This window comes from Gemmobacter sp. LW-1, from assembly GCF_001303875.1.
Lineage (GTDB): Bacteria > Pseudomonadota > Alphaproteobacteria > Rhodobacterales > Rhodobacteraceae > Gemmobacter > Gemmobacter caeni.
This window is the reverse complement of record NZ_LJSC01000043.1, coordinates 163,418-186,112: the sequence shown is the minus strand read 5'-3', so window position 1 is coordinate 186,112 and position 22,695 is coordinate 163,418. Positions and strand designations below refer to the sequence as shown.

Here is a 22,695-nt window from a genome sequence, read left to right as displayed (position 1 = left end):
GGCGAGCGAACGACAGGAGAGCTGAAATGGCCAGAATTGGCGTCGACGTCGGCGGAACGAACACCGACCTCGTGCTGGAATGCGCGAAGGGCGTATTCTACCACAAGATTCCCACGACCCTGAAGAACCAGTCCATAGGCGTGGTCGAAGGCGTGCAGGGCATCTGCCGCAAAGCGGGCATTGATCCGGCCGAGGTGGAAACCATCGTCCATGGCACCACCACCGCGACGAATATCACGATCGAACATAACGGTGCCGAATGCGGGATGATCACGACCGAAGGGTTTCGCGACATCCTGCACATCGGGCGGCACAAACGGCCCTATAACTTCTCTCTCCATTTCGATGTGCCGTGGCAAAGTCAGCCCCTGGTCAAGCGGCGCAACCGGATTCCGGTGGCCGAGCGTATCCTGCCCCCCACGGGCGAGATCGCGACCCCTCTTGACGAACGGGCCGTGCGCGATGCCTGCGCGGTGTTCAGGAAGCGCGGGATCAATTCGGTCGTCATCGGCTTCATGTTCGCCTTCCTGAACGACGCGCATGAGGTACGGGCCAGGGAAATCGTGCTGGAAGAGATGCCCGACGCCTATGTCACCCTGTCGTCCGAGGTTGCCAAGGTGATGCGGGAGTATGAACGTTTCTCGACCGCCGCGATGAATTCCTATGTCGGACCCAAGACCGCCTTCTACCTGCGTGACCTCGACTCGCGGCTGCGCGAGGCGGGGGTGAAATCCAAGCTTCGGATCATGCAGTCGAATGGAGGTGTTTCCACGGTCGAATCCTGCGCGAGGCGGCCCATTCGCATCCTGATGTCCGGCCCGGCGGGCGGGGTTATCGGCGGCGCTTCCGAAGGCGCGATGGCGGGTGAAGCCAACATCATTACCGTCGATATCGGCGGAACCTCGGCAGATATTTCCACCATTCCTGCGGGCGCGGTGAAGATCATGAACCCGCGCGACACCTATGTGTCAGGCCATCCCGTGCTGACGCCGATGATTGACCTTGTCACCATCGGTGCGGGCGGCGGATCGGTTGCCTATATCGATGAGGCGGGGGCTTTCCATGTCGGCCCGCGTTCGGCCGGATCGGAACCGGGGCCTGCCTGCTATGGCCGAGGCGGCACCGAACCCACTGTGACCGATGCACAGATCGTGCTGGGACGGCTGGACCCAGATATGGCGCTGGGGGGCGATCTGAAGCTGGATGCAAGCCTGTCTCACAAAGCGATAGAGGAAAAGATTGCCGTTCCGCTGGGCATGACGGTCAAGGAGGCGGCGCTGGGAATCATCCGTATCATCAACAACAACATGGCGCTGGCGATCCGGTCAAACTCGGTCGCCCGGGGCATCGACCCGCGCGAATTCTCGATCATGCCGTTTGGCGGGGCGGGTCCGCTGCATGGTGTCGCGCTGGCCGAGGCGATGTCCTGCAAGGACGTGATCGTGCCTGTCGCGCCTGGCATCACCGCCGCGGTCGGGCTGTTGAAGACCGATCTGCAATATGAACACACCGAAGCGGTGATCGTCGAATTGCTGAAGGCGGGAGAGGCGGAATTTGTGCGCATCAATGCTGCCGTCGCCTCCCTGCGGGACCGGGTTCAGGCAGAACTGGACAATGACGGCATTCCACGCGACCAGCAGACCATCACCGTGATTGCGGAATGCCGCTATCATGGGCAGGGTTTCGAATTGCGCGCGGTGATGCCCGAAGGGCCGGTTGTCCGGCAGAATGTGCATGTCATCACCGACAGCTTCCACGACCAGCATCAGCAGGATTATGGCTACAGCTACCGCAAGGCCGAAGTGGAACTGATCACGCTTCGGGCCATCGGGTCCGCTGCGGTCCGCAGGATCGAGATCCCGGCAATCCCTCGGACCGACGGCTCCGGAATCGACCGTGCGCTGATGTTCGTGCGCCCGACGACCTTTGATGATGGCCGGACGCTGGAAACCCCGCGTTATGACCGCACGAGGCTTCTGGCGGGTGACCGCGTTCCGGGACCGGCGCTCTTGCACCAGCACAACGCGACGACCCTCGTCCCGCCCGGCTATGTGGCTGAGACGCTGGATTACGGGAACACGCGCATCCGCCTGATCGGCGCGTAAGGAGACACGCCCATGAATGTCATGACCAATCCTGATGTCATCACCGTCGATCCGATCACGCTGCAGGTGATCCGCGGCAGCTTTGAAACCATTGCGGAAGAGATGGGGCACGTCCTCTATCGCATGTCCTTTTCCTCGATCATCCGAGAAAGCCAGGATCTTGGTGCGGGTCTGTTTGATGTGAACTTCAACACGCTGTGCGAGTCGGAATCGACGCCCATGCATATCGGGTCGATCCCCGGCTATCTGCGGGGCATCGCCGAAACGCTGGAGGATGACACATGGTACGAGGGGGATGTGGTCGTTCATAACCACCCCTATTTCGGGTCCAGTCATACGCCCGACCTCGCCATCGTGGTGCCTGTTTTCTATCAGGGACGGCTGGTGGGGTTCGCGGGCAACACGGCGCACCATGTCGATATCGGCGCCGCGACGCCGGGCCTGATCATCGATGTGCCCGACGTCTATGCCGAAGGTATGCTTTTCGCGGGGACCAAACTCTACCGCAAGGGTGAACCCAACAACGCGATGTGGAACTACATCCGCCGCAACAGCCGCGCCGCACAGCAGCTCGTGGCGGATATCGAAGCGCAGATTGCTTCGGCCCGGCTGGGGGCGAAGCGGTTTGTCGAGCTGCTCGACAAATATGGTGAGGCAACGGTCTTCGGTGCGGCGAACCAGTTGATGGATTATGCCGAACGCATGACGCGACAGCGCATCAGCGAAATTCCCGATGGCGACTATACCGCCGAAGGCTGGCTGGACGATGACGGGCGCAACCGCGACAGGCAGCTGAAGGTCAAGGTCACTGTCCGCGTGCGGGGGGATGAGGTGGAGGTGGATCTGACGGGTTCCGCCGATCAGACGCCGACCGCCTATAACGTGCCCTTCGAGGGGTCGACCAAGGTCGCGGCTTATGCAGGGTTTCGCAAGCTCCTGCTGGATGCCGCCACCTCGGATGTGCGTGTCCCGTCGAATGAAGGGTCTTTCCGCCCGATCAGGGTGACAGCGCCTCTGGGGTCGATCTTCAACCCCCGTGCCCCCGCCAGCGCGGAGGCACGCTTTACCCAGTGCAACCGCATGATCGACCTGATTATCCGCGCGCTGGCCCCTGTGATGCCGGAAAAAGTGATTGCAGGGTCTTCGGCCTCGATCAGCTTCGCGGCCTATTCGGGCGTGCGGCCGTCCGGTGAATACTGGGTGTTTCTTGAGGTCAACGAAGGCGCCTATGGCGGGCGTCCCCGTTCGGATGGACCTGACAGCATTGACAACCTGATGGCCAATACGCGTAACAACCCGCTTGAAGATCTTGCGATGCATATTCCCATGATCTGCGACCGCTATGAATTGCGCGACGACCAGCCGCCCGGCGCTGGCGAGTTCCGTGGCGGTATCGGGGTGGTCAAGGCACAGCGGGTGCTGACGACCGCCTTCATCACCCACGAATCCGAACGGCACACGGATGCGCCATGGGGCATCTTTGGCGGGCGGGACGGAACGGTGGGCCGCTGCACCATCACCAACCCGAACCGCCCCGGAGACCTGCGCGAGATGCCGTCGAAGTTCTCGGGTCTGGCTGTCGAGGCCAATGATGTGATGACCTACTACAGCCCGAACGGCGGCGGGTACGGCGATCCGCTGAACCGTCCGCCCGTAAAGGTGCTGGAAGACGTGCTGGACGGGTTCTGCACCGTCGCCGATGCGCGCGAGGTATATGGGGTCATCCTCGACATTGACGCCGAAACGGTGGACATGGCCGCGACTGAAAAGCGCCGTGCCGCCATGCAGAAAGTCAGCTGACAGCGAAAGGGGCCGCCGCATGCGGCCCCTTCTCTCATCCAGGGATGACACGGGCCCGCGTGAAGGTGGCGCACGAAGAAAACACTCATCCCGACAACAGGGAAAACGTGACTATGACAACGACAGACAACACGGGCGCGCAGTCATCTGACCGAACCGCGCTTATCGAGGAAAGTATCCTGCCCACAAGGGCCTGTCAGAGGCCCATCGGGATGCTGGGCTATGCGTGGATCTGGGTCGGCATCGCTGTGATCATCGCCACCTATTCGCTGGGCGCGAGCGGCGTTGCCGGGGGATTTTCGCTGACCACGGTGATCCTGACTATCTTTGCCGCGAACCTTGCCATAGGCGCTTTCATGATCCTGACCGCGGATATCGGCACTGAACACGGCCTGTCCTTCGCCGTGTATCTGCGCGCGCCCTTCGGTATCCACGGCACACATCTTCCGGCGGTGTCACGCGGGCTGGTTGCCGCGATGTGGTTCGGTATCCAGACCTATCTGGGGGCGCTGGCGCTGAACGGGATCGGAGAATATTTCCTGGGCTTTTCCAACTGGTTCGTCTGGTATCTGGTGTTCGGCCTTGTCCAGATCGGCAACACCATGCTGGGAATGAAGTCGGTGGAGCGCCTCGCCTCCCTGGCAGCACCTGCGATCATCGCGATTTCGGTGTGGATGTATTTCTCGCTGGAAGGGCTTGCCCGGACCAACGGGCTGAATATCTGGACCTTCCGCGCCGAAGGGCAGATGTCGCTGCTGGTATTGTTCATTGCGAACATGGGCTTCTGGTCTACTCTGGCCATCGATATTCCCAACCTGACGCGCTTTGTGAAAACCGGGACACGTCAGCGCGGCTTCTTCGCCCGCAACCGCAACATCTTTGCGGCGCAGCTTCTGGCGCTGCCGGTAACGCAGGCGATGATTGCGGGGATCGGGGCGGTGTCGTTCATCGCAACCGGCAACTGGAACCCCGTCGAGGTGATTCAGGGCGATGCGCAGGGCATGGCGCTGGTGATCCTGCTGGCTCTGGTCGTTCTGGCGCAGTGGTCTACCAACAACTCTGCCAACCTGATCCCCGCTGCGCTGACCTTCATCAACCTTGCGCCGCGTGCCATCACCTACAAGACTGGCGTGGCGCTGGCAGGTGTTGTCGGTACACTTTGCTTCCCGTGGGAAATTCTGGGCAATCTCTTTGTCTTCCTCGGCTACTATGGCGCCTTCCTGTCGGCCATTGGCGGCATCATGGTGGCGGATTATTACGCGCTTCGGGGTCGCAAGCTGAACGTGCCGGATCTGTTCAACTCAAACGGACAGTACCGTTACACGGGGGGCTTCAACATTGCGGGCCTGCTGGCGTGGTTCATTGCAGGCGGCCTTGCGGCCTGGTGGTCACAATACGCCTTCGTCATCGGCTTTCCGGCAGGCTTTATAGCCTACCTCTTGCTGATGAAGGCGCTGGTACTGCCGAACCATCCGCAGGCCGAACTGGGTCGCGGCAACGGCGATGAGTTCCTTGCAGCATCTGTGGGCAAAGACTGGGTCCATACCGGCTTTGGGGCCTTTGCCCGTGTGGACTGCGATGCCGGGCATGAACTGCCGGCGCGGGAAGATCTCTGATTATCGGCGCTGCCTCCCTCCCCGGAGGGCGCCCAAACTCCGGCTCGCCGCGCGCGAGCCGGTTTTTTTGGCAGACAATTCAGGGCAGTTCTGTCGAAAGCCCCGGAGACATCTGGCATGCGAAGGGCCGGACAGAGCCGGCGGGAAGATGCGATGGAACTGGATGAATCGGCAGGGCGATCCGTCACCGCTGCGCTTTCTGCGCATCGGCTGCGCAAAATGCGCCGCAGTTTGGTGTGACTGCCAGGTGGTGGAAGCGGTGGCAGCAGGCCAGCCTTGGTTCAGGCATGCACAGCAGGGAGCGACATCGTGACAGCCACCACCTACAGCATTTCTCTGATCGGGTTTGGCGGCGTGAACCGCGCTTTGGCCGAACTGATCGTCACCCGGAACGATGTCTGGCAGCGCGAGCTTGGCTTTCGGCTGATGATCGTCGGGGTCAGCGATCTGACACTGGGCTCGATCATTGCGCCGGGTGGCATTGACCCGCGGGTTCTGACCCGGACCCGGTTCGAGCCGGGTGGCTTTGCGGCTCTTTCGGGGGGCAGTGCCGATCCGCGCAGTCTGATCGTGGCGCGTGACGCCCCGGCCGATATCGTGGTCGAGGCCACTTTCACCGATGCGCAGACGGGGGAGCCTGCCATCTCGCATTGCCGCGCGGCGGTGGCGGCAGGGCGCCATGTCGTCACCACCAACAAGGGGCCGGTGGCGCTGGCAGCCCGCGCGCTGACGGAACAGGCCAACCGTCTTGGCCTGCGGTTCGAATGCGAAGGCAGCGTGATGAGCGGCACGCCGGTGCTGCGCCTTGCGCGTGAGGCTTTGGCGGGATCACAGATCACCGGATTCAAGGGCGTGCTGAATGGCACCTCCAATTTCATTCTGGGCCGGATGGAGGCGGGGCTGAATTTCGCGGCAGCGCTGCACGAGGCACAGGCTATGCCGAGGCCGACCCGACGGCGGATGTGGAGGGCCATGATGTGCGGCTTAAGGTCGTGATCCTGGCAAATGAGCTGCTGGGGGCTGATCTTCTGCCTGCTCAGGTAGAGTGTTCCGGGATCACTGCCATTACGCCTGCGCATCTGGCCGAGGCGGCGGCGCAGGGGCGGCGCTGGAAACTTATCGGCTCTGCCATGCGGCAGGCGGATGGTCAGGTAACGGCGCAGGTGCAGGCGGAATGCCTGCCGCTGTCGCATCCACTGGCGGGGATCAGCGGCGCAGTGAATGCGGTGACCTTTACCACCGATCTTCTGGGGGATGTGACGATCTCGGGTCCGGGCGCCGGACGGGTGGAAACCGCCTATGCGATCCTGTCGGATATCATCGCGCTGCATCGCGACGGGGTTGCCGTCAAATGCTGCGAGGCCGCAGAATGACGCTGCAAGCCCCGCTCACCCCGCGCGAGATGACTCTCACCCCGATCATTGCAGTCCGCTCTCCCTTTGATGGAGCCTGGCTGGCGGATGTTCCTGAAACCCAGGTCGCCGATCTGCCGGCCTTGCTGGCGCGGGCGCGGATCGGGGCCGGGGTGGCGCGGGCCTTGCCCCGCCATGCCCGCGCCGCCATTCTGGACAGGGCGGCGGCGCAGATCGCCGCTGACGCCGAAATCTTTGCCCGGCGCATCGTGCTGGAGGCGGGCAAGACCATCCGGCAGGCCCGTAAGGAAGTGGCGCGCTGTGTGAACACGTTGCGCCTGTCGGCGGATGAGGCGCGTCGCGGGGGTGGCGAGGTGATCCCCTTTGATGCCTTTCCGGGGTCGGAAAGCCGTCAGGGCTGGTTCACGCGTGAGCCCCTGGGAATGATTGCGGCCATCACGCCCTTCAACGATCCGCTCAACCTTGTGGCGCATAAGCTTGGCCCGGCCATTGCCGGAGGCAACGCGGTTCTGTTGAAACCGTCGGAGCTCGCGCCGCTGTCGGCACTGGCGCTGGTGGATGCGTTGGTTGCAGCCGGTTTGCCGGAGGTGGTGGTGACGCCGATGATCGGCGGGGCCGAGCTGGGCCGGGCGCTGGTGTCGGCCCGCGATGTGCGGATGATCAGCTTTACCGGCGGCTTCCGCACCGGCGGGGCGATTGCAGCGGCGGCGGGGCTGAAAAAGTTGGCGATGGACCTTGGGGGCAATGCCCCTGTGATCGTGATGGCCGATGCCGATCTGGACAAGGCGGTGGCGGGTTGTGTGTCGGGGGCGTTCTGGGCGGCAGGGCAGAATTGCATCGGCGCGCAGCGGCGGCTGATCGCCCGCCCGGTCTATGAGGCCTTCCGGGATCGCTTTGTCACGGCCACACGGGCGCTGGTGACAGGCGATCCGATGGCAGAGGACAGCGATATGGGGCCGATGATCTCGGAGGCGGCGGCAGGTCTGATCGCCGCGCGGACAGAGGCAGCGGTGGCACTTGGGGCGACAGTCCTGTGCGGGCACCAGCGGCAGGGCGCGCTGCATGCCCCGACCGTGCTGGAAGGTGTGCCGCATGCGGCGGCGCTGTGGCAGGAAGAGGCCTTTGCGCCGGTCGTGATGCTGGAGCCGTTCGATAATTTCGAGGAGGCGATTGCCCGCGCCAATGCGATCCCGTTCAGCCTGCATGCGGGGATTTTCACTGCGAGCCTTGAAACCGCACTGGCGGCAGCCGAACGGATCGAGGCTGGCGGTGTGATGATCAACGACAGTTCGGATTACCGTTTTGATGCCATGCCGTTTGGCGGGTTCAAATATGGCAGTCTGGGGCGCGAAGGAGTGCGGTTTGCCTATGAGGAGATGACCCAGCCGCGCGCCATCTGCCTGAATCGGGGGTGACACCGCATCGCCGCGCAGGTTGTCGCATCTGCGCGGGAAAAGCCCGGAACTGGCTAAAAGATTGCAGATTTTCGGCGGGTGGGGCCGGTATTCTGCCGGAAAGGAAGGGATATCCCGATGCCGGTCTTGCTTGAAATCATCGGAGAGGCGGGTCAGGCCGAACGGATTGCCCGTGAGCTGGATGGTGCTGGTCCGTTTCAGGCACGCGCCTGTGATCTGCACTCGCCCGTGCCTGTAGGGGAAGCATCGCCGGACTTTCTGTTGTTTTTACGCGATCGCGGGCAGGGGATGACCCTTGTCGCCGGGAAGGAGAAGCTATGATCTTTACAAGCACGCGCGGCCACGCGGCACCCGTCCCGCTGCGGGCCTTGTTGACGCGGGGCACGGCACCGGATGGCGGGCTTTACATGCCGCAAAACTTTCCCGCCCCGGACCTTCAGTGCGCGCTGGCCCTGGGGGCGCTGCCCTTTGCCGATCTGGTGGCGGCGCTGATCGCACTGTTTGACGACCGGCCTGAAGCCGGGTCCGCGACACGGGCAGCGATTGCCCGTGCCTATGCGCGCTTTTCCACAGCCGGGGCGCCGCCGGTGACGGCGCTGACCGAGCGTTGTCATGCGCTGGAGCTGTTTCATGGCCCGACGCTGGCCTTCAAGGATTATGCCCTGATGCCGCTGGCCGAACTCATCTCGGAGGAGATGCAGCGCAGCGGTGGGGAGGCGACCATTCTTTGATGGCGCTTGAGGAAGCGACGAAGCAGGTTTCGATCCGGCTGGCCATCCGCGAACGGAAAAGATGCGCGCCTCACGGAACGACGGATGCGATAACGGGCGCAACGTTGAAGGCATGCGAGCCGACGAGCGCCATCATCAACAGATAGCTGCCGATCAGGGCTGGTTCGACGCTGGTGCCGCCAAACGCGCCGAATTGCAAAGGAACTCCGGTCGGCAAGGCGGCAACAATGGAGGGCGGAAGCAGCGTGTTTACCTGTTGTATATGAGCCGCCTGCGCTGGCCGGATTCACGCGTTCTTTACGCTGCACCCGACACTTCCGAATAGCCCCTTTGCGGGCCGGCGTAGGAAGCTCTGCCAGTAAACCCTTGGGGGAGAGCTGCAATGGCTGACCTGATTTATCTTGCGCTGGGGCTTGGCGGGTTTGCCGCCTTCTCCGGCCTCACCTTTCTGATCGCGCGGATCTGAGGGGGTATCCATGTTTGACATCATCCTTGGCCTCGCAGCCGCTGTTGGGGTCTTCGGCTTTCTGGTGCTGGCGCTGATCCGCCCCGGCCGGTTCTGACGGGGGCATCATGCAGGATCTTCTTGGATATACCCTGTTTTGCGCGGTTCTGACTGCGGCGGGCTGGGCGCTGGCCGCGCATATGTCCGGCGTCTTTGCCGGGCGCCGCAACCTGATGTCGCCGGTTCTGGCGCCGGTGGAACAGAGGTTCTACCGGCTGGCGGGCATCCGGCCCGACAATGCGCAGGGCTGGAAGGCTTATGCGCTGGCGGTTCTGGCGTTCAACGGCCTCGGGTTTCTTGCGCTTTACGCGATCCTGCGCCTGCAGGGCGTGCTGCCGCTGAACCCTGCCGCCATCTCCGGCATGCCCCCGGATCTGGCCTTCAATACCGCGATCAGCTTCGTCACCAACACCAACTGGCAGGCTTATTCCGGCGAGACACAGCTGAGCTATCTGTCGCAGATGGCCGGGCTGACGGTGCAGAACTTCGTGTCTGCCGCGACTGGCATGGCGGTGGGTGTGGCGGTCATCCGGGGCTTTACCGGGCCGAAAGGTGCGGGGCTGGGCAATTTCTGGGCCGACATGACGCGGTCGGTGCTTTATGTGCTTTTGCCGCTGGCCGCGATCCTCGGATTTGCGCTGGTGCTGCAAGGCGTGCCGCAGACTTTACAGGGGGCTGCCCATGTCACCACGCTGGAGGGCGCCGGGCAGATACTCCCGCGAGGGCCGGTGGCGGCGCAGGTTGCAATCAAGCAACTGGGCACGAATGGCGGCGGTTTCTTCGGTGTGAACTCCGCCCATCCGTTCGAGAATCCCACGATCCTGTCGAACATGCTGCAATGCTTTTCGATCCTGCTGATCCCGGTCGCCTTCTGCTTCCTGTTCGGGCGCATGGCGGCGGATCGGCGGCAGGGCCGGGCGATCTTCGCGGCTATGGGCCTCATGTTCGTTGCCGGGCTTCTGATCATCTGGTGGGCCGAGACGGCAGGAAATCCCGTGCTGAACGCTGGGCCGAACATGGAAGGCAAGGAACTGCGCTTTGGTGCGGGCCTCTCGGCCCTCTGGGCGGCTGCGACCACCGCCGCCTCGAACGGGTCCGTCAATGCAATGCATGACAGTTTCATGCCGCTGTCGGGGCTGGTGCAACTGGTCAACATGCAGGTGGGCGAGGTGATTTTTGGCGGCGTGGGGGCAGGGCTTTACGGTATGTTGCTTTACGTCGTGCTGGCTGTGTTTCTGGCGGGCCTGATGGTGGGACGTACGCCGGAATATCTGGGTCGCAAGATCGAGGGGCGCGAGGTCACGCTGGCCATGCTCGCCTTTCTGTCGATGCCGCTGGGCATCCTGGGCGGGGCGGCGCTTTCGGCTACGGTCCCCGCCGCGCTTGTCTCGCTGCAAGAAGCGGGTCCGCATGGCCTGAGCGAGATCCTCTACGCATATTCCTCGGCCGTGGGGAACAACGGTTCGGCCTTCGCCGGGTTTGGCGCGGCAACGCCCTGGCAAACGACGGCGCTTGGTCTTCTCATGCTGATGGGGCGCTATGCGATCATCCTGCCGATGCTGGCCATCGCCGGATCGCTGGTCGCGAAATCCCGCGCTCCGGTGACGGCAGGCACCTTCCCAACGCATGGGCCGCTGTTTGTCCTGCTGCTGGTGCTGACTGTGCTGGTGCTGGGCGCCCTGACTTTCTTTCCGGTTCTGGCGCTTGGTCCCATCGCCGAACAGGCCGCGCTGACTGCTGGCCAAAGCGACTGACATTCCGGGCGGCCGGGACGCGGCCGCCTTTTCCCCTGACAGGATTCAATCCCATGTCCATCCCGTCCACCGCCCGGTCCGGGCTGTATCCGGCGGCGCTGAAGACCGCGTTTGTCAAGCTTCACCCCCGCGCCCTGATCCGCAATGCGGTGATCTGCGTGACCGCTGTTACTGCGGCGCTGACCACAATTCTTGCGCTGCGTGACCTGATGACCGGCGCGCCCGGTTGGGGTGTCACGCTGCAAATCGCCTTCTGGCTCTGGGTCTGCGTGATCTTCGCCAATTTTGCCGAAGCCCTGGCCGAAGGGCGCGGCAAGGCACGCGCCGACAGCCTGCGGGCCACCAAGGCCGAAACCATGGTGAAACTGCTGGCCAGCGAGGATAGCCCTGAGCCAAGCCTTGTGCCATCGGCCACTTTGCGCGCGGGACAGCTTGTTCGCGTCGATGCGGGCGACCTGATCCCCACCGATGCCGAGGTGATCCGGGGCGTTGCCTCGGTCGATGAAAGCGCCATCACCGGCGAAAGCGCCCCGGTGATCCGTGAGAGCGGGGGCGACCGCTCCTCGGTCACCGGCGGCACAAGGATCGTGTCTGATAGCCTGATCCTGCGCATCGTGGCAGAACCGGGCAAAAGCTTTCTGGACCGGATGATCGCGATGGTCGAGGGTGCAGAACGTCAGAAGACGCCGAACGAGATCGCCCTGAACATCCTGCTGTGCGGGCTGACACTGATCTTTCTCATCGTCACCGTGACGCTGGACCCTTTCGCACGCTACTCGGGCATCGTGATCCCGGTGGTTACGCTGGCCGCTCTTTTCGTGACCCTGATCCCGACGACGATCGGCGGGCTTTTGTCAGCCATCGGCATCGCGGGGATGGACCGTCTGGTGCGCGCCAATGTCATCGCGAAATCCGGGCGCGCGGTCGAGGCGGCGGGCGATGTGGATACGCTGTTGCTGGACAAGACAGGCACGATCACCTTCGGCAACCGCATGGCTGATGCCTTCCTTCCCGCACAGGGCGTGGCGGAGTGGGATCTGGTGCACGCAGCCTGTCTGGCATCGCTGGCGGATGAGACGCCCGAGGGCAAAAGCATCGTCGACCTCGCACGCCGGATGCAGCCGGAACTGGCCGCTGCGGAGGCCGGGGGACAGCCGGTCCTGTTCAGCGCCGAGACACGGCTTTCTGGTGTTGATCTGCCGGGTCGAACACTGCGCAAGGGTGCCGTGGATGCCGTCGAGCGGTTTGTCGGGCACCGGCTGGATGCAGCGCTGAGGGCGCGGGTCGATGAAATCGCGCGCTCCGGCGGGACACCCTTGCTGGTGGCCGAGGGCGACCGGCTTCTGGGTGCCATCCATCTGAAGGACGTGGTGAAACCCGGCGTGCGCGAACGGTTCGCCGAACTGCGTGCTATGGGGATCCGCACGGTGATGATTACCGGCGACAACCCCCTGACTGCCGCTGCCATCGCCGCCGAGGCCGGGGTAGATGATTTTCTGGCCGAGGCCACGCCCGAGATGAAGCTGGACTATATCCGCCGGGAACAGGCGGGCGGGCGGCTGGTGGCAATGTGTGGCGACGGTTCGAACGATGCGCCCGCGCTTGCGCAGGCCGATGTGGGTGTTGCGATGAACTCGGGCACACCAGCCGCGAAGGAGGCGGCGAACCTGATCGACCTTGACAGTGATCCGACCAAACTGATCGAGGTGGTGCTGGTGGGCAAGCAACTGCTGATCAGCCGGGGCGCGCTGACCACCTTCAGTATCGCCAATGATGTCGCCAAATATTTCGCCATCCTGCCGGCGATCTTTGTCGCCGCCTATCCGGGGCTGGGTGTGCTGAACGTTATGGGTCTGTCCAGCCCGCAAAGCGCCATTCTGGCGGCGGTGATCTTTAATGCGCTGATCATCGTGGCGCTGATCCCCCTCGCGCTGCGCGGGGTGAAATATGCGCCCGGCAGTGCGGCGGCGCTGTTGCGCCGGAACCTGACGATCTACGGCCTCGGCGGTCTGATCGTGCCCTTTCTGGGGATCAAGGCCATCGACATGGCCGTGTCCGCCCTCGGTCTGGCCTGAACGGAGATTTGTCATGCTGACCCAACTTCGCCCTGCTTTCGTCCTGCTGCTGGCCATGACCCTGCTGACCGGGCTGGCCTATCCGCTGGCCATGACCGGGATTGCGCGGCTTGTCGCGCCCGGTGCCGCAAGCGGCAGTCTCGTGTTCCGCGATGGTCTGCCTGTCGGGTCTGATCTGGTCGGGCAGGCCTTCGCGCGGCCTGAGTACCTACACCCCCGTCCGTCGGCCAGCGATTACGGGGCCATGCCTTCGGGTGCATCGAACCTTGGTCCTGCCTCGGCCGGTTTGCGCGACGCGATTGGCGCGCGGCGTGCGGCATGGCAGGCGGAAAACGGTGTATCGCCGCCGGTTGATGCGGTGACAGCCTCTGGCTCGGGGCTTGATCCGCATGTGTCGCCGGAAAATGCGCAGGGGCAGGCGGCCCGGATCGCCGCCGCGCGGGGCGTGCCGGTGGCCGATGTGCTGGCGCTGATCACGGCCGCGACCGAGGCGCCCTGGCTGGGGCTTTACGGCCAGCCGCGTGTGCATGTGCTGCGGCTCAATCTGGCTCTTGACGCCGCCCTGCCGCTGCCGCCTGCTGGCACGAACTGAGGAGCGCGCCTTGCCCGACCCCGCCCGCCCCACGCCAGAGGCCCTTCTGCCCGCCGCCCGCCGCGAAGGCCGGGGGCATCTCAAGGTCTTTCTGGGTGCGGCGCCCGGGGTCGGCAAGACCTATGCCATGCTTCAGGCCGCGCGCAGCCGTGCGGCCGAGGGCACCAAAGTGCTGGTCGGCGTGGTCGAGACCCATGGCCGGGCCGAGACAGAGGCGATGTTGCGCGGGCTGGACGTGCTGCCCCGCCGTCCGGTCTATCACAATGGCCGCATCCTTCAGGAAATGGACACTGAGGCGCTGATCGCACAGCGGCCTGATCTGGCGCTGATCGACGAGCTGGCGCATTCCAACCTGTCCGGCGGGCAGCATGACAAGCGCTGGCAGGATGTCGAGGATGTGCTGGCGGCGGGGATCGATGTCTATACTACCCTGAACGTGCAGCATGTCGAGACACTCAATGACACCGTGGCCCGGATCACCGGGGTACGCGTGCGCGAGACAGTGCCGGATTCGGTGCTGGAATCCGCCGATGAAATCGCGCTGATCGATCTTTCGCCGGACGAGCTGATTTCCCGCCTGCGCGCGGGGAAGGTCTATGTTCAGGATCAGGCCGCGCGGGCTGTGGCGAATTTCTTCGCCAAGGGCAATCTGACGGCGCTGCGCGAACTGGCGATGCGGACGGCAGCCGACCGGGTCGATGCCCAGTTGCAGGAGCATATGGCCGTCCATGCGATCGAGGGGCCGTGGCCCACGCAGGAGCGCATTCTCGTCGTGCTGCCGGAAGGTTCGATCGGGCGCGACGCGGTTCGGATCGCCAAACGTTCGGCCGATCGGGCGCGGGTGGAGTGGCTGGCCGTCGCCCTGACCAGCCTGCGCGCCGAGGCCCGCGCCGAAGACAGCACCAGCCCCGCCCTGCGGCTTGCCGAACGGCTGGGCGCCGAGGTGACTGTTCTGCAGGCCGACGGCGCGGCAGAGGCAGAGTTGCTGGATTTTGCCCGCCGCCACAATGTCCGCCGGATCGTGGTTCCGCGTCCGCCCGTCCGCGGGTTTCTGGCCCGCCGCCTGATGCCCCGTCCGCAGGAACAGGTGGTGGCGGGTCTTCTGCGCGGTGCGACCCGGTTCGAGCTTACGCTGGTGACCGACGAGGATAGCCCCGGCCGCCGGACCCCACGCGCGGCGAGCCCTTCTTTGCCCGATGCCGGGCGCAACTTCGCGCTGGTGGCCGGGGCGGTGGCGGCAACCACGCTGCTTGCGGTTCTGGCCGACCGCTTTATCCCGGTTTTCAGCCTGTCACTGCTGTATATGACCATGGTCGTCGCTGTCGCAGCCCGGCTTGGGCGCTGGCCCTCTGTCGCGGCGGCCGTGCTCAGTTTTCTGGTCTACAATGTTCTTTTCACGGAGCCGCGCTTCTCGCTGAGGATCTGGAGCCAGGGCCAGTTCCTGACGCTGCTGCTGTTCCTGGCGGCCTCGATCCTGACCGGCAATCTGGCGGCCCGGCTGCGGGACCGGGCCATCCTGCAACGGGCGATTTCTGACCGCACCCGCAAGCTTTACGATTTCTCGCGCCGCGCGGCGGCGGCGGCTTCGGTCGATGATGTGGTCTGGGCAGCGGTCAGCCATGTCGCTGCCGTGCTGGAATGCGAAACCATCCTGCTGCTGCCCGATGATGCGGGGCAACTGGCCGTTGTCGGTGCCTTCCCGCCCGAAGACCGGATGGAGCCGCGCGAAACTTCGGCTGCGCGTTACGCATATGACAAGGGTGAACCGGCGGGGCGGGGATCGGGCACCTTGCCTGCCTCGCGCTGGCTGTTCCTGCCGCTTTCGGCGGCAGAGCGACGTATCGGTGTGCTGGGGCTGACTTATGCCGACGGGCGTGAACCCGCCCCGGGCGACCGGCATCTGGTCGAGGCGCTGGCCGATCAGGTCGCGCTGGCGCTGGAGCGGGTGCGGCTGGCCGATGATCTGGCGCAAAGCCGGGTGCTGAGCGAGACAGAGCGCCTGCGCGTCGCGCTGCTTTCCTCGGTCAGCCACGATCTGCGCACGCCGCTGGTGTCGATCCTCGGCGCAGCCGAGGGGCTGGGTCAGGCCGGGCTGGCGCCCGATGGCCGCGCCCAGTTGGTCGATACCATTCGCGAAGAGGGTGAACGGCTGGACCGCTATATCCAGAACCTGCTGGATATGACCCGGCTGGGTCACGGCGCGCTGAAGCCGCGCACCACCACGGTCGATCTGCGTGAACTTGCCGGTGCAGCCCGCCATCGACTGCGAGGTGCGCTGCGTGATCAGCCTGTTGAGGTGGCGATCCCCGCTGACATGGCCCCGGCCGAGGTGGACCCGGTGCTGATCGAACAGGTTCTGGTCAATATTCTCGACAATGCGCGCAAATATGCCGGGTCCCGCAGCCCGATCCGCATGTCGGCCCGGACCGAGCGTGGCCGCGCCGTGCTGGTGATCGAGGATGACGGACCCGGCCTGCCTCCGGGCGCCGAAACACAGGTGTTCGACATGTTCTGGCGCGCCGATCAGGGCGATGGCGGGCAATCCGGCACCGGGCTGGGCCTTGCCATCTGCAAGGGGATCGTCGAAGCCCATGGCGGGCGTATCCGGGCCGAAGCCGTTCATCCTGACGGGCATGGCACGCGGATCACGCTTGATCTGCCGCTCTGGAATCCCGAGGTATCCGCATGACCGCCCGCATCCTGATCGTCGAGGACGAGGCTCCGATCCGCCGTTTCCTGCGTATCGCGCTGGAGGCCGAGGGGCATCTGGTGTCCGAAGCGGCAACGGCGCACGAGGGGCTGGCCCTGGCCGCGAAAGAAGCTCCGGCCGCGATGATCCTTGACCTCGGTCTGCCGGATGCTGACGGGATCAGCGTGCTGCGCGGCGTGCGGGAGTGGACGCAGATGCCGGTTCTTCTGCTGTCGGTGCGCAGCGACGAGGCGGGCAAGATCGCCGCACTGGATGCCGGCGCGCAAGATTACGTCACCAAACCATTTTCAACAGGCGAATTGCTGGCGCGGCTGCGCGGCCTGCTGCGCGACCGCGCGGTCGAGGGCGGCAGCGCGTTCCTGACGCTCGGCCCGCTGGAAATTGACGCCGCAGACCATCGCGCCAGCCTTTCCGGCGAGGATCTGCGCCTGACCCGCAAGGAATTCGACCTCCTGTGGCTTCTTGCCAGTCATGCAGGGCGGCTGGTCACGCAGGACATGATCCTCCGGGCGATCTGGGGGCCTGCGCATGCCGGGGACAGCCAGTATCTGCGGGTCTACATCCGCCAGTTGCGCGTCAAGCTGGGCGACGATGCCGCCGATCCGCGGTGGATCTTCACCGAGCCGGGCGTAGGCTATCGGCTGGCGGCGGGGTAGGTCGCGGGAGTGGTGGCCGTGATGTGCTCCTCTTGTGATCTTTCCAGATCGCACAGGGATTGGAGAGGAACGGGTTTCACAGGGAAGTTCGCATTGAAGAAGCCGGACTCCGGGATGGTTGCGCCGCGTGTGGTGGCCAGACGAGCAGCCACCGTCCCTTCGCAATATCGGCCCTGACAGGGTCCCATACCCGTGCGGCATTCAAGTTTCACCGCGCTTGCGGTGGACAGGAAGGGGTTCTTGCGCAGCGCTGCATCCAGCGTACCGCTGCGGATCAGCTCGCAGCGGCAAACGATCACGTCCTCAGCCCCTGACAGCCGTGCCAGTGCCTCGCGTTTCGGTTCGAACATGGTCTGGATCACGCGGGAAAACCGGCCCGCCCGTGCCAGAATGCGGCCCGCCCGCCTGCGCTGCGTCGGATCTGCCGCAACCCCAAGCGATGCGGCGATGCCCAGACCGGCCATCTGCCCCTCGGCCCGGGACCGTTCGGCCCCGGCGATCCCGGTCGGCTCTCCGGCGACAAAGACGCCTTCGACCGAAGTCTGGAACGTCTGGTCATGGGCCACTACCCAGCCACCGAGATCCGAGGCCCATTGCATCCTGCAACCCGCCTGACGCGCAAGTTCGGTCGAGGGGTTGAAGCCATAGCCCAGCACCAGAAGGTCGGCGGCGACATGTCGCGGCTTCCCCGTGCGCATCCAGCCTTCATCGACCTCCGCCAGCCGGACCCCGGTCACCTCTGTCGTGCCTTCGACCCCGTCGATTATGGTCCGGCGCGTGACGGGTATCCCCCGTGCAATGATCTTGCCCATCGCCCGGAACGCATCGGCAAACAAGGTGACATGGCCGGGAAGGGCAGGGACCGTGCCGATCATCTCGGCAAAATTCGGCATGCCGCGGGCAAGGGCGATTTCGACGATATCGGCGCGGGCCTCCAGCAACTGTTCGGCGAGGATCAGAAGGATCGGATGCGACCCCGCGAGAACAAGGCGGCGCCCCATCAGCAGTTTCTGACTTTTCAAAAGCGACTGTACCGCCCCTGCCGTCATCACGCCCGGAAGTGTCCAGCCGGGGAAGGCGACCGGCATGTCATGCGCTCCGGTTGCGATCAGCAGACGGCGGGCCACAACAAGGCGCCCGCCTTCGGGTGTTTGCAGGGCAAGCCGCAGCGGGGCGCGGTCGTCGGGGTCGCGCAAGACCCCAAAGGCGGTGCTTCGAAAGGCGGTCGTGATGCCCGGATGGTCTTCGAAACGTTCGATCAGGTCTTTGGCCCAGGAATAGGGGCGGTAATTACCGTGCCGCTGGCCCCATTCCTGCGGTGGGCGACGAAAGATCTGCCCGCCTGCCCGCGCCTGTTCGTCGACCACCAGTACCGAAAAACCGGCATCCGCCACCGCGATGGCGGCGGCCATGCCGGCAGGGCCTGCGCCTATGACCGCGAGATCCATCATCATGTCGTCTCGTGTCGGGTGACACAAAGACCGTCGCGCGCCTCTGTCAGGCAGGCCCGCACCAGCCTCTGTCCATCGACGGTGACAACACAGTCAAAGCAGGTGCCCATGTTGCAGAAGGGCAGGCGTGGAGTTCCTTCGCGCGTCAGCCCAAAAGCGGATACCTGCGCAGCCAGAAGGGCCGTTGCCAGCGTTTCGCCGCAGTAGCCCGTCACCGGCTGCCCCTCGAAGTGGAAAGTAACAGCCGGGCCTCTGGTCGCCGTCATGCGCCTTGCTTCTGTCATGTCCTACCCCCTGCCATATCTGGCCGCGTCGAATTTCGTGAGATCCATGCTGGCCTGCCGTCCCGCGATCAGATCGGCCAAGACCTGTGCGAAACAGGGCCCAAGCGTGAAGGCCGATCCGCCGGTTGCGACGAAGGCACCGGGATATCCGGGCACCGGACCGACCAGCGGCAACTGGTCGGGTGTGATCGTCGTGGTGCCAACCCAGCTGCGCAGCGTCGGCACCTTCCCCAGTTCGGGCAGAACCCGGATTGCCATGGCAGCATTCCCGGCAAGCGACGAGGCGAGAAGCTCGGGCCTGGTGTCGAGATCGGGCTGGCCATCGGGCAAAAGCGGCAGTCGCGCGGGCCAGCCGCCGCCAATCAGGATATTGCCGTCAAGCGCCTGTTTCAGAGACAGTTTCCCCCCGGCATGCTGCACCAGATGGGGAACCAGTTTGGGGATGCGCATTGTGACCGTCATGGTCAGGGCCAGCGGGATCGTCGGCAGATGCGCGCCCATCATCTGCCCCAGCTGTGTTGTCCAGACGCCGGCGGCGATCACCACTGCACTGGCGCTCACCGTCCGGGCTGTGTCGCCCTGCAACTGCACCTGCCAGACCCCGCCCTGCCGCGACAGGCCGGTAATCGCGCAGCCTGTCCGGATTTCCGCCCCCAGCCGCAGGGCGGCACGGGCCAGTGCCGGCGCGGCGGTGCGGGCATCGGCCTTGCCCTCCAGCGGGCAATGCGCTGCCGCAATCACCCGGTCCGATAGATAGGGCGCGATGCGGTCGATCTCTCCGCGGTCGATCAGTTGGTTGTCCAGACCCCAGGAGCGTTCGATCTCTGTCTTCTGCTCCAGCAGCGCGACCTGCCCTGCATCCTCGGCGATCATCAGCCCGCCAGTCTGTCTGACCTCGACCGGCTCACCGCAGAGCTGGGGCAGCGCGGCCCAAAGCCGCGCCGCCTCAAGATGAAGGGGCATGGCCTCAGCCGCCTGCCGCGCCGCTTCGATGCCACGGTCGATCATGCGGTATTCCAGCTGAAAATGCAGGCTGCCCGCATTTCTGCCCGACGCGTGCTGGTTGATCTGGTCGCGTTCGACCAGCAGCACGCGACCGCCCTCGCGGGCGATCATCCAGGCTGTTGCACAGCCCAGAAGCCCCCCGCCGATCACAACAGCATCAAACGGCGCATCCATCAGATTGCCACGGTCTCAATCCCGAGCGCGCGCAACGTCTGCTCGATGCGCAGCACTTCAGGGGGTGTCAGTTCCAGCAGCGGTTCGCGTACGAAACCGGCGCGCACACCGCGCAGACGCAGGGCGGTTTTCATGATCGCCTGCTGATTTCCGAAGCGCACCCCGTAATCCGGTGTGAACCAGGCCTGCATGACGACCCGGTCCCGAGCGCCAAGCCGGATTGCCCTGTCGCGGTCACCCGCCGCAATCGCACGCCAGAAATCGGGGTGATCGGCTCCCAGCACACCGCCGGACCCCATAAGCCCGTCGCCATGCCCCAGAAGCGCCAGATCGACGCCAAGTTCGCTCGTGGGCAGGCCGAAATAGCGCACCCGCCCTTCGACCCTGTACATTGCGGCAAGAAAGCCTGCGAAATTTCCGGTGGAATTCTTGATGGCCACCACGTTTTCAATGTCCGCAAGCTCATCCAGAAGATCGGGGTCCATATCCACGATACACCCGCGCGGCCAGTTGTATACCGTCATCGGAATGTCGGTGGCATCCGAGACGGAGCGGTAGAATTGCACGATCTCTGCCCGGTTCGGCACGACATAGGGCGGCGGCGTCAGCAGGATACCATCCAGCCCCGCCTTTTCCGCCGCCCTTGCATGCAGGATTGCCTCTTGCGCCGTGAAGGCATTGCAGGCGCCGATCACCGTCAGCCCGGCCTTGCGATAGGGCGCCCCGGCCTCGAAGAGCTGTGCCCGTTCCCCGGCCGACAGGCTGAACCATTCGCCGCTGGTCCCGGCCAGGATCACCCCGTGCATCCTTTCCGTGCTCAGCCAGTCCATCTGGCCGGCAAAGGCCTCGAGGTCCAGCTGGCCCTTGCGGGTGAACGGGGTGGTGATGGCGGGAATATATCCTGTCCAGTCCACACTTGTCCGGTCCATTGCGACGTCCTTTCACTTGCAGTCAGAGTAGGTTCAGTTCGCCGGATTGCCAGCGGCGACTGGTTGCGGCGAGGTGACGGCGGAACCGTCCTTCGCCTCATAGGTTCGTCCCCAGCCGGTGATCACCGACAGAATCATGATCGCGGTCAGCACCAGCGGGTAGAGCGTGACCGGGAACAGATCGAAGGTCGACAGCGCCGGGGCGGCTTCATAGCCCGAGGTCAGCAGGGCGCCGATGAACAGATAGGCGCTCAGCACCGGCACGACGGAGGCCAGCCCCAGCGCGAAGCAATCCATCACATTGGCCCGGCGATAGGGGTGCAGGCCGACACGGGCGCCCAGTTCGTCGGCAACCGGGCCGAAGGTCAGCATGGCCGCCGAGTTCACGCCGCCGAACAGCAGGGTCGTGGCCGTGACGCCAAGGCCAATGGCGGTTTCAACCCCACGCGGCGTCGACGACAGTTTGCCCGAGGTGATCTTGTCCACCATCAGTTCCATGACGCCCGCGCCGCGCAGCACGCCCATGATGCCGAAGACCGAAAGGACCAGCGCCACCGTGCCCAGCATCGAGTTCACGCCATCGTACAGGAAGCCGCTCAGCGCACCGTCCTTGACCCCTACGATCATCGCGGGCGTCAGGAGTCCGGTGGCAAGTCCGGTTGCCGAACCAAGGACAAGACCCACCGTCACCGCCATGAAGATGTCACGCGTGATCATTGCGACGATCAGCATGATCGCCACCGGGATCAGCATGAACAGCGGCATTGCCGAAGCTGTGGCGCTGAACTGGCTGACGATGCTGGTATCGGCGGTCTGCGATTGGCCGATCACCAGGAACAGGGCGGCCGAAATCAGCGCGGCCGTCAGGGCATAGCGCGCCCGGTGCCGCACGACGCCACCGATATCGGCGACCGCAGACCGGCTGCGGAATCGCTGGCTGGAGGAAGAAATGATGGTGGTATCCGAGATGGGCGCGAGATTGTCACCCAGAATGGCCGCCGACAGAATTGCCCCCGCCAGCAGCGCGGGGGGCGCGCCGATTGCCAGCCCGGCGGCGTAGAAGATCGGGAAAGCAGTAAACATCGTGCCGATCGACGATCCGGTCGCCATGGCGACCACGCTGACCGCGATAAAGACGAAGAAGGTGTAATAGCCCGCGCTCAGGCCGATATCCTGGGCCAGCCAGACAAAGCCATTGGCGACGCCCGTCGCCTTGATCATGGCCGAGATCATCCCAACCAGAAATAGGATCACCACGATGGCAACAGAGGTTTCACTGCCGATGCCTTTCAGCACCTGCTCCCAGAACTTGCCATAGTCGCGGGCGAAGACCGCCCCCACCAGCAGCGAGACAAAGCCGCCCATTGCAAGGGCGGTCATGTCGAAGGCCTTGAACACGATGAAAAACAGGACGCACATCACCAGAAAGATGACGGGCGGCAGAAAGGCGAGGGCCAGCCCGCCGCGAAAACGCAGGATCGGTTCGCTCATGAAGTCTCTCCTTCATTGCAGAAAATGGT

The 22,695-nt window shown here is 64.5% G+C and carries 18 protein-coding genes and 1 pseudogene; 13 read left to right on the top strand and 6 right to left on the bottom strand.

Annotated features, from left to right (window positions below):
• Positions 1–26: 26 nt before the first annotated feature.
• From AO684_RS12115 to AO684_RS12085, 7 genes and pseudogenes are all read left to right on the top strand, one after another.
• Positions 27–2,105, top strand: a complete 2,079-nt coding sequence (locus tag AO684_RS12115; protein WP_054302996.1) for a hydantoinase/oxoprolinase family protein — start codon at positions 27–29, stop codon at positions 2,103–2,105.
• A gap of 12 nt (positions 2,106–2,117) precedes the next feature.
• Positions 2,118–3,905 (top strand): hydantoinase B/oxoprolinase family protein, encoded by a 1,788-nt coding sequence (locus tag AO684_RS12110; RefSeq protein WP_054302995.1) that lies wholly within the window; start codon positions 2,118–2,120, stop codon positions 3,903–3,905.
• A 113-nt stretch (positions 3,906–4,018) separates the two neighbouring features.
• Positions 4,019–5,521, top strand: coding sequence for an NCS1 family transporter (locus tag AO684_RS12105; RefSeq protein WP_054303049.1), 1,503 nt, complete (start codon positions 4,019–4,021; stop codon positions 5,519–5,521).
• A 426-nt stretch (positions 5,522–5,947) separates the two neighbouring features.
• Positions 5,948–6,894 (top strand): annotated as a pseudogene (locus AO684_RS22595) (homoserine dehydrogenase).
• Entirely contained in the window at positions 6,891–8,309 is a 1,419-nt protein-coding gene (locus AO684_RS12095; protein ID WP_200907808.1) for an aldehyde dehydrogenase family protein, read from the top strand. The pseudogene AO684_RS22595 and the gene AO684_RS12095 overlap by 4 nt, the downstream one beginning before the upstream one ends.
• Before the next feature lie 117 nt (positions 8,310–8,426).
• Positions 8,427–8,630, top strand: coding sequence for a hypothetical protein (locus AO684_RS12090; RefSeq protein ID WP_054302994.1), 204 nt, complete (start codon positions 8,427–8,429; stop codon positions 8,628–8,630).
• Positions 8,627–9,040, top strand: a complete 414-nt coding sequence (locus AO684_RS12085) for a hypothetical protein (RefSeq protein WP_054302993.1) — start codon at positions 8,627–8,629, stop codon at positions 9,038–9,040. Before AO684_RS12090 ends, AO684_RS12085 begins: the two co-directional genes overlap by 4 nt.
• A 70-nt stretch (positions 9,041–9,110) precedes the next feature.
• On the opposite strand, the gene AO684_RS22500 is transcribed toward AO684_RS12085, so the two are convergent.
• The gene (locus AO684_RS22500) at positions 9,111–9,239 is read right to left on the bottom strand and encodes a hypothetical protein (RefSeq protein WP_255349799.1); all 129 of its coding nucleotides are present in this window, start codon (positions 9,237–9,239) and stop codon (positions 9,111–9,113) included.
• 277 nt (positions 9,240–9,516) lie between these two features.
• Here AO684_RS22500 and AO684_RS22590 point away from each other — a divergent pair, with 277 nt between their 5' ends.
• Genes AO684_RS22590 through AO684_RS12060 form a run of 6 tightly spaced genes read left to right on the top strand, consistent with a single transcriptional unit; the run spans position 9,517 to position 17,332 of the window.
• Positions 9,517–9,603: a potassium-transporting ATPase subunit F gene (locus AO684_RS22590; protein ID WP_082400935.1), complete on the top strand. Its 87-nt coding sequence runs from the start codon at positions 9,517–9,519 to the stop codon at positions 9,601–9,603.
• A 10-nt stretch (positions 9,604–9,613) separates the two neighbouring features.
• On the top strand, positions 9,614–11,299 hold the full coding sequence (kdpA, locus tag AO684_RS12080; protein ID WP_054302992.1) for a potassium-transporting ATPase subunit KdpA: 1,686 nt from the start codon (positions 9,614–9,616) through the stop codon (positions 11,297–11,299).
• Between the two features lie 53 nt (positions 11,300–11,352).
• Positions 11,353–13,374 carry a potassium-transporting ATPase subunit KdpB gene (gene kdpB / locus AO684_RS12075; RefSeq protein WP_054302991.1) on the top strand — a complete coding sequence of 674 codons (2,022 nt, stop codon included), beginning with the start codon at positions 11,353–11,355 and terminating at the stop codon, positions 13,372–13,374.
• Positions 13,375–13,387: 13 nt separating this feature from the next.
• The gene (gene kdpC, locus AO684_RS12070) at positions 13,388–13,966 is read left to right on the top strand and encodes a potassium-transporting ATPase subunit KdpC (RefSeq protein ID WP_054302990.1); all 579 of its coding nucleotides are present in this window, start codon (positions 13,388–13,390) and stop codon (positions 13,964–13,966) included.
• Between the two features lie 10 nt (positions 13,967–13,976).
• The gene (locus AO684_RS12065; RefSeq protein ID WP_054302989.1) at positions 13,977–16,655 is read left to right on the top strand and encodes a sensor histidine kinase KdpD; all 2,679 of its coding nucleotides are present in this window, start codon (positions 13,977–13,979) and stop codon (positions 16,653–16,655) included.
• Positions 16,652–17,332, top strand: a complete 681-nt coding sequence (locus AO684_RS12060) for a response regulator (RefSeq protein ID WP_054302988.1) — start codon at positions 16,652–16,654, stop codon at positions 17,330–17,332. Before AO684_RS12065 ends, AO684_RS12060 begins: the two co-directional genes overlap by 4 nt.
• Here the strand turns inward: AO684_RS12060 and AO684_RS12055 are convergent.
• From AO684_RS12055 to AO684_RS12035, 5 genes are read right to left on the bottom strand one after another with little or no spacing between them, the layout of a single operon-like run.
• Positions 17,311–18,786 (bottom strand): NAD(P)/FAD-dependent oxidoreductase, encoded by a 1,476-nt coding sequence (locus tag AO684_RS12055; RefSeq protein WP_200907807.1) that lies wholly within the window; start codon positions 18,784–18,786, stop codon positions 17,311–17,313. The two genes, AO684_RS12060 and AO684_RS12055, sit on opposite strands and share 22 nt — an antisense overlap.
• Positions 18,783–19,049, bottom strand: a complete 267-nt coding sequence (locus tag AO684_RS12050) for a (2Fe-2S)-binding protein (RefSeq protein WP_200907806.1) — start codon at positions 19,047–19,049, stop codon at positions 18,783–18,785. Before AO684_RS12050 ends, AO684_RS12055 begins: the two co-directional genes overlap by 4 nt.
• 21 nt (positions 19,050–19,070) lie before the next feature.
• Positions 19,071–20,246, bottom strand: coding sequence for an FAD-binding oxidoreductase (locus AO684_RS12045; protein ID WP_054302985.1), 1,176 nt, complete (start codon positions 20,244–20,246; stop codon positions 19,071–19,073).
• Positions 20,246–21,175 (bottom strand): dihydrodipicolinate synthase family protein, encoded by a 930-nt coding sequence (locus AO684_RS12040; protein ID WP_054302984.1) that lies wholly within the window; start codon positions 21,173–21,175, stop codon positions 20,246–20,248. The genes AO684_RS12045 and AO684_RS12040 overlap by 1 nt, the downstream gene beginning before the upstream one ends.
• Before the next feature lie 33 nt (positions 21,176–21,208).
• Complete coding sequence (locus tag AO684_RS12035) at positions 21,209–22,666, bottom strand: Na+/H+ antiporter NhaC family protein (RefSeq protein WP_054302983.1); 1,458 nt, start codon at positions 22,664–22,666, stop codon at positions 21,209–21,211.
• Between the last annotated feature and the right edge of the window lie 29 nt (positions 22,667–22,695).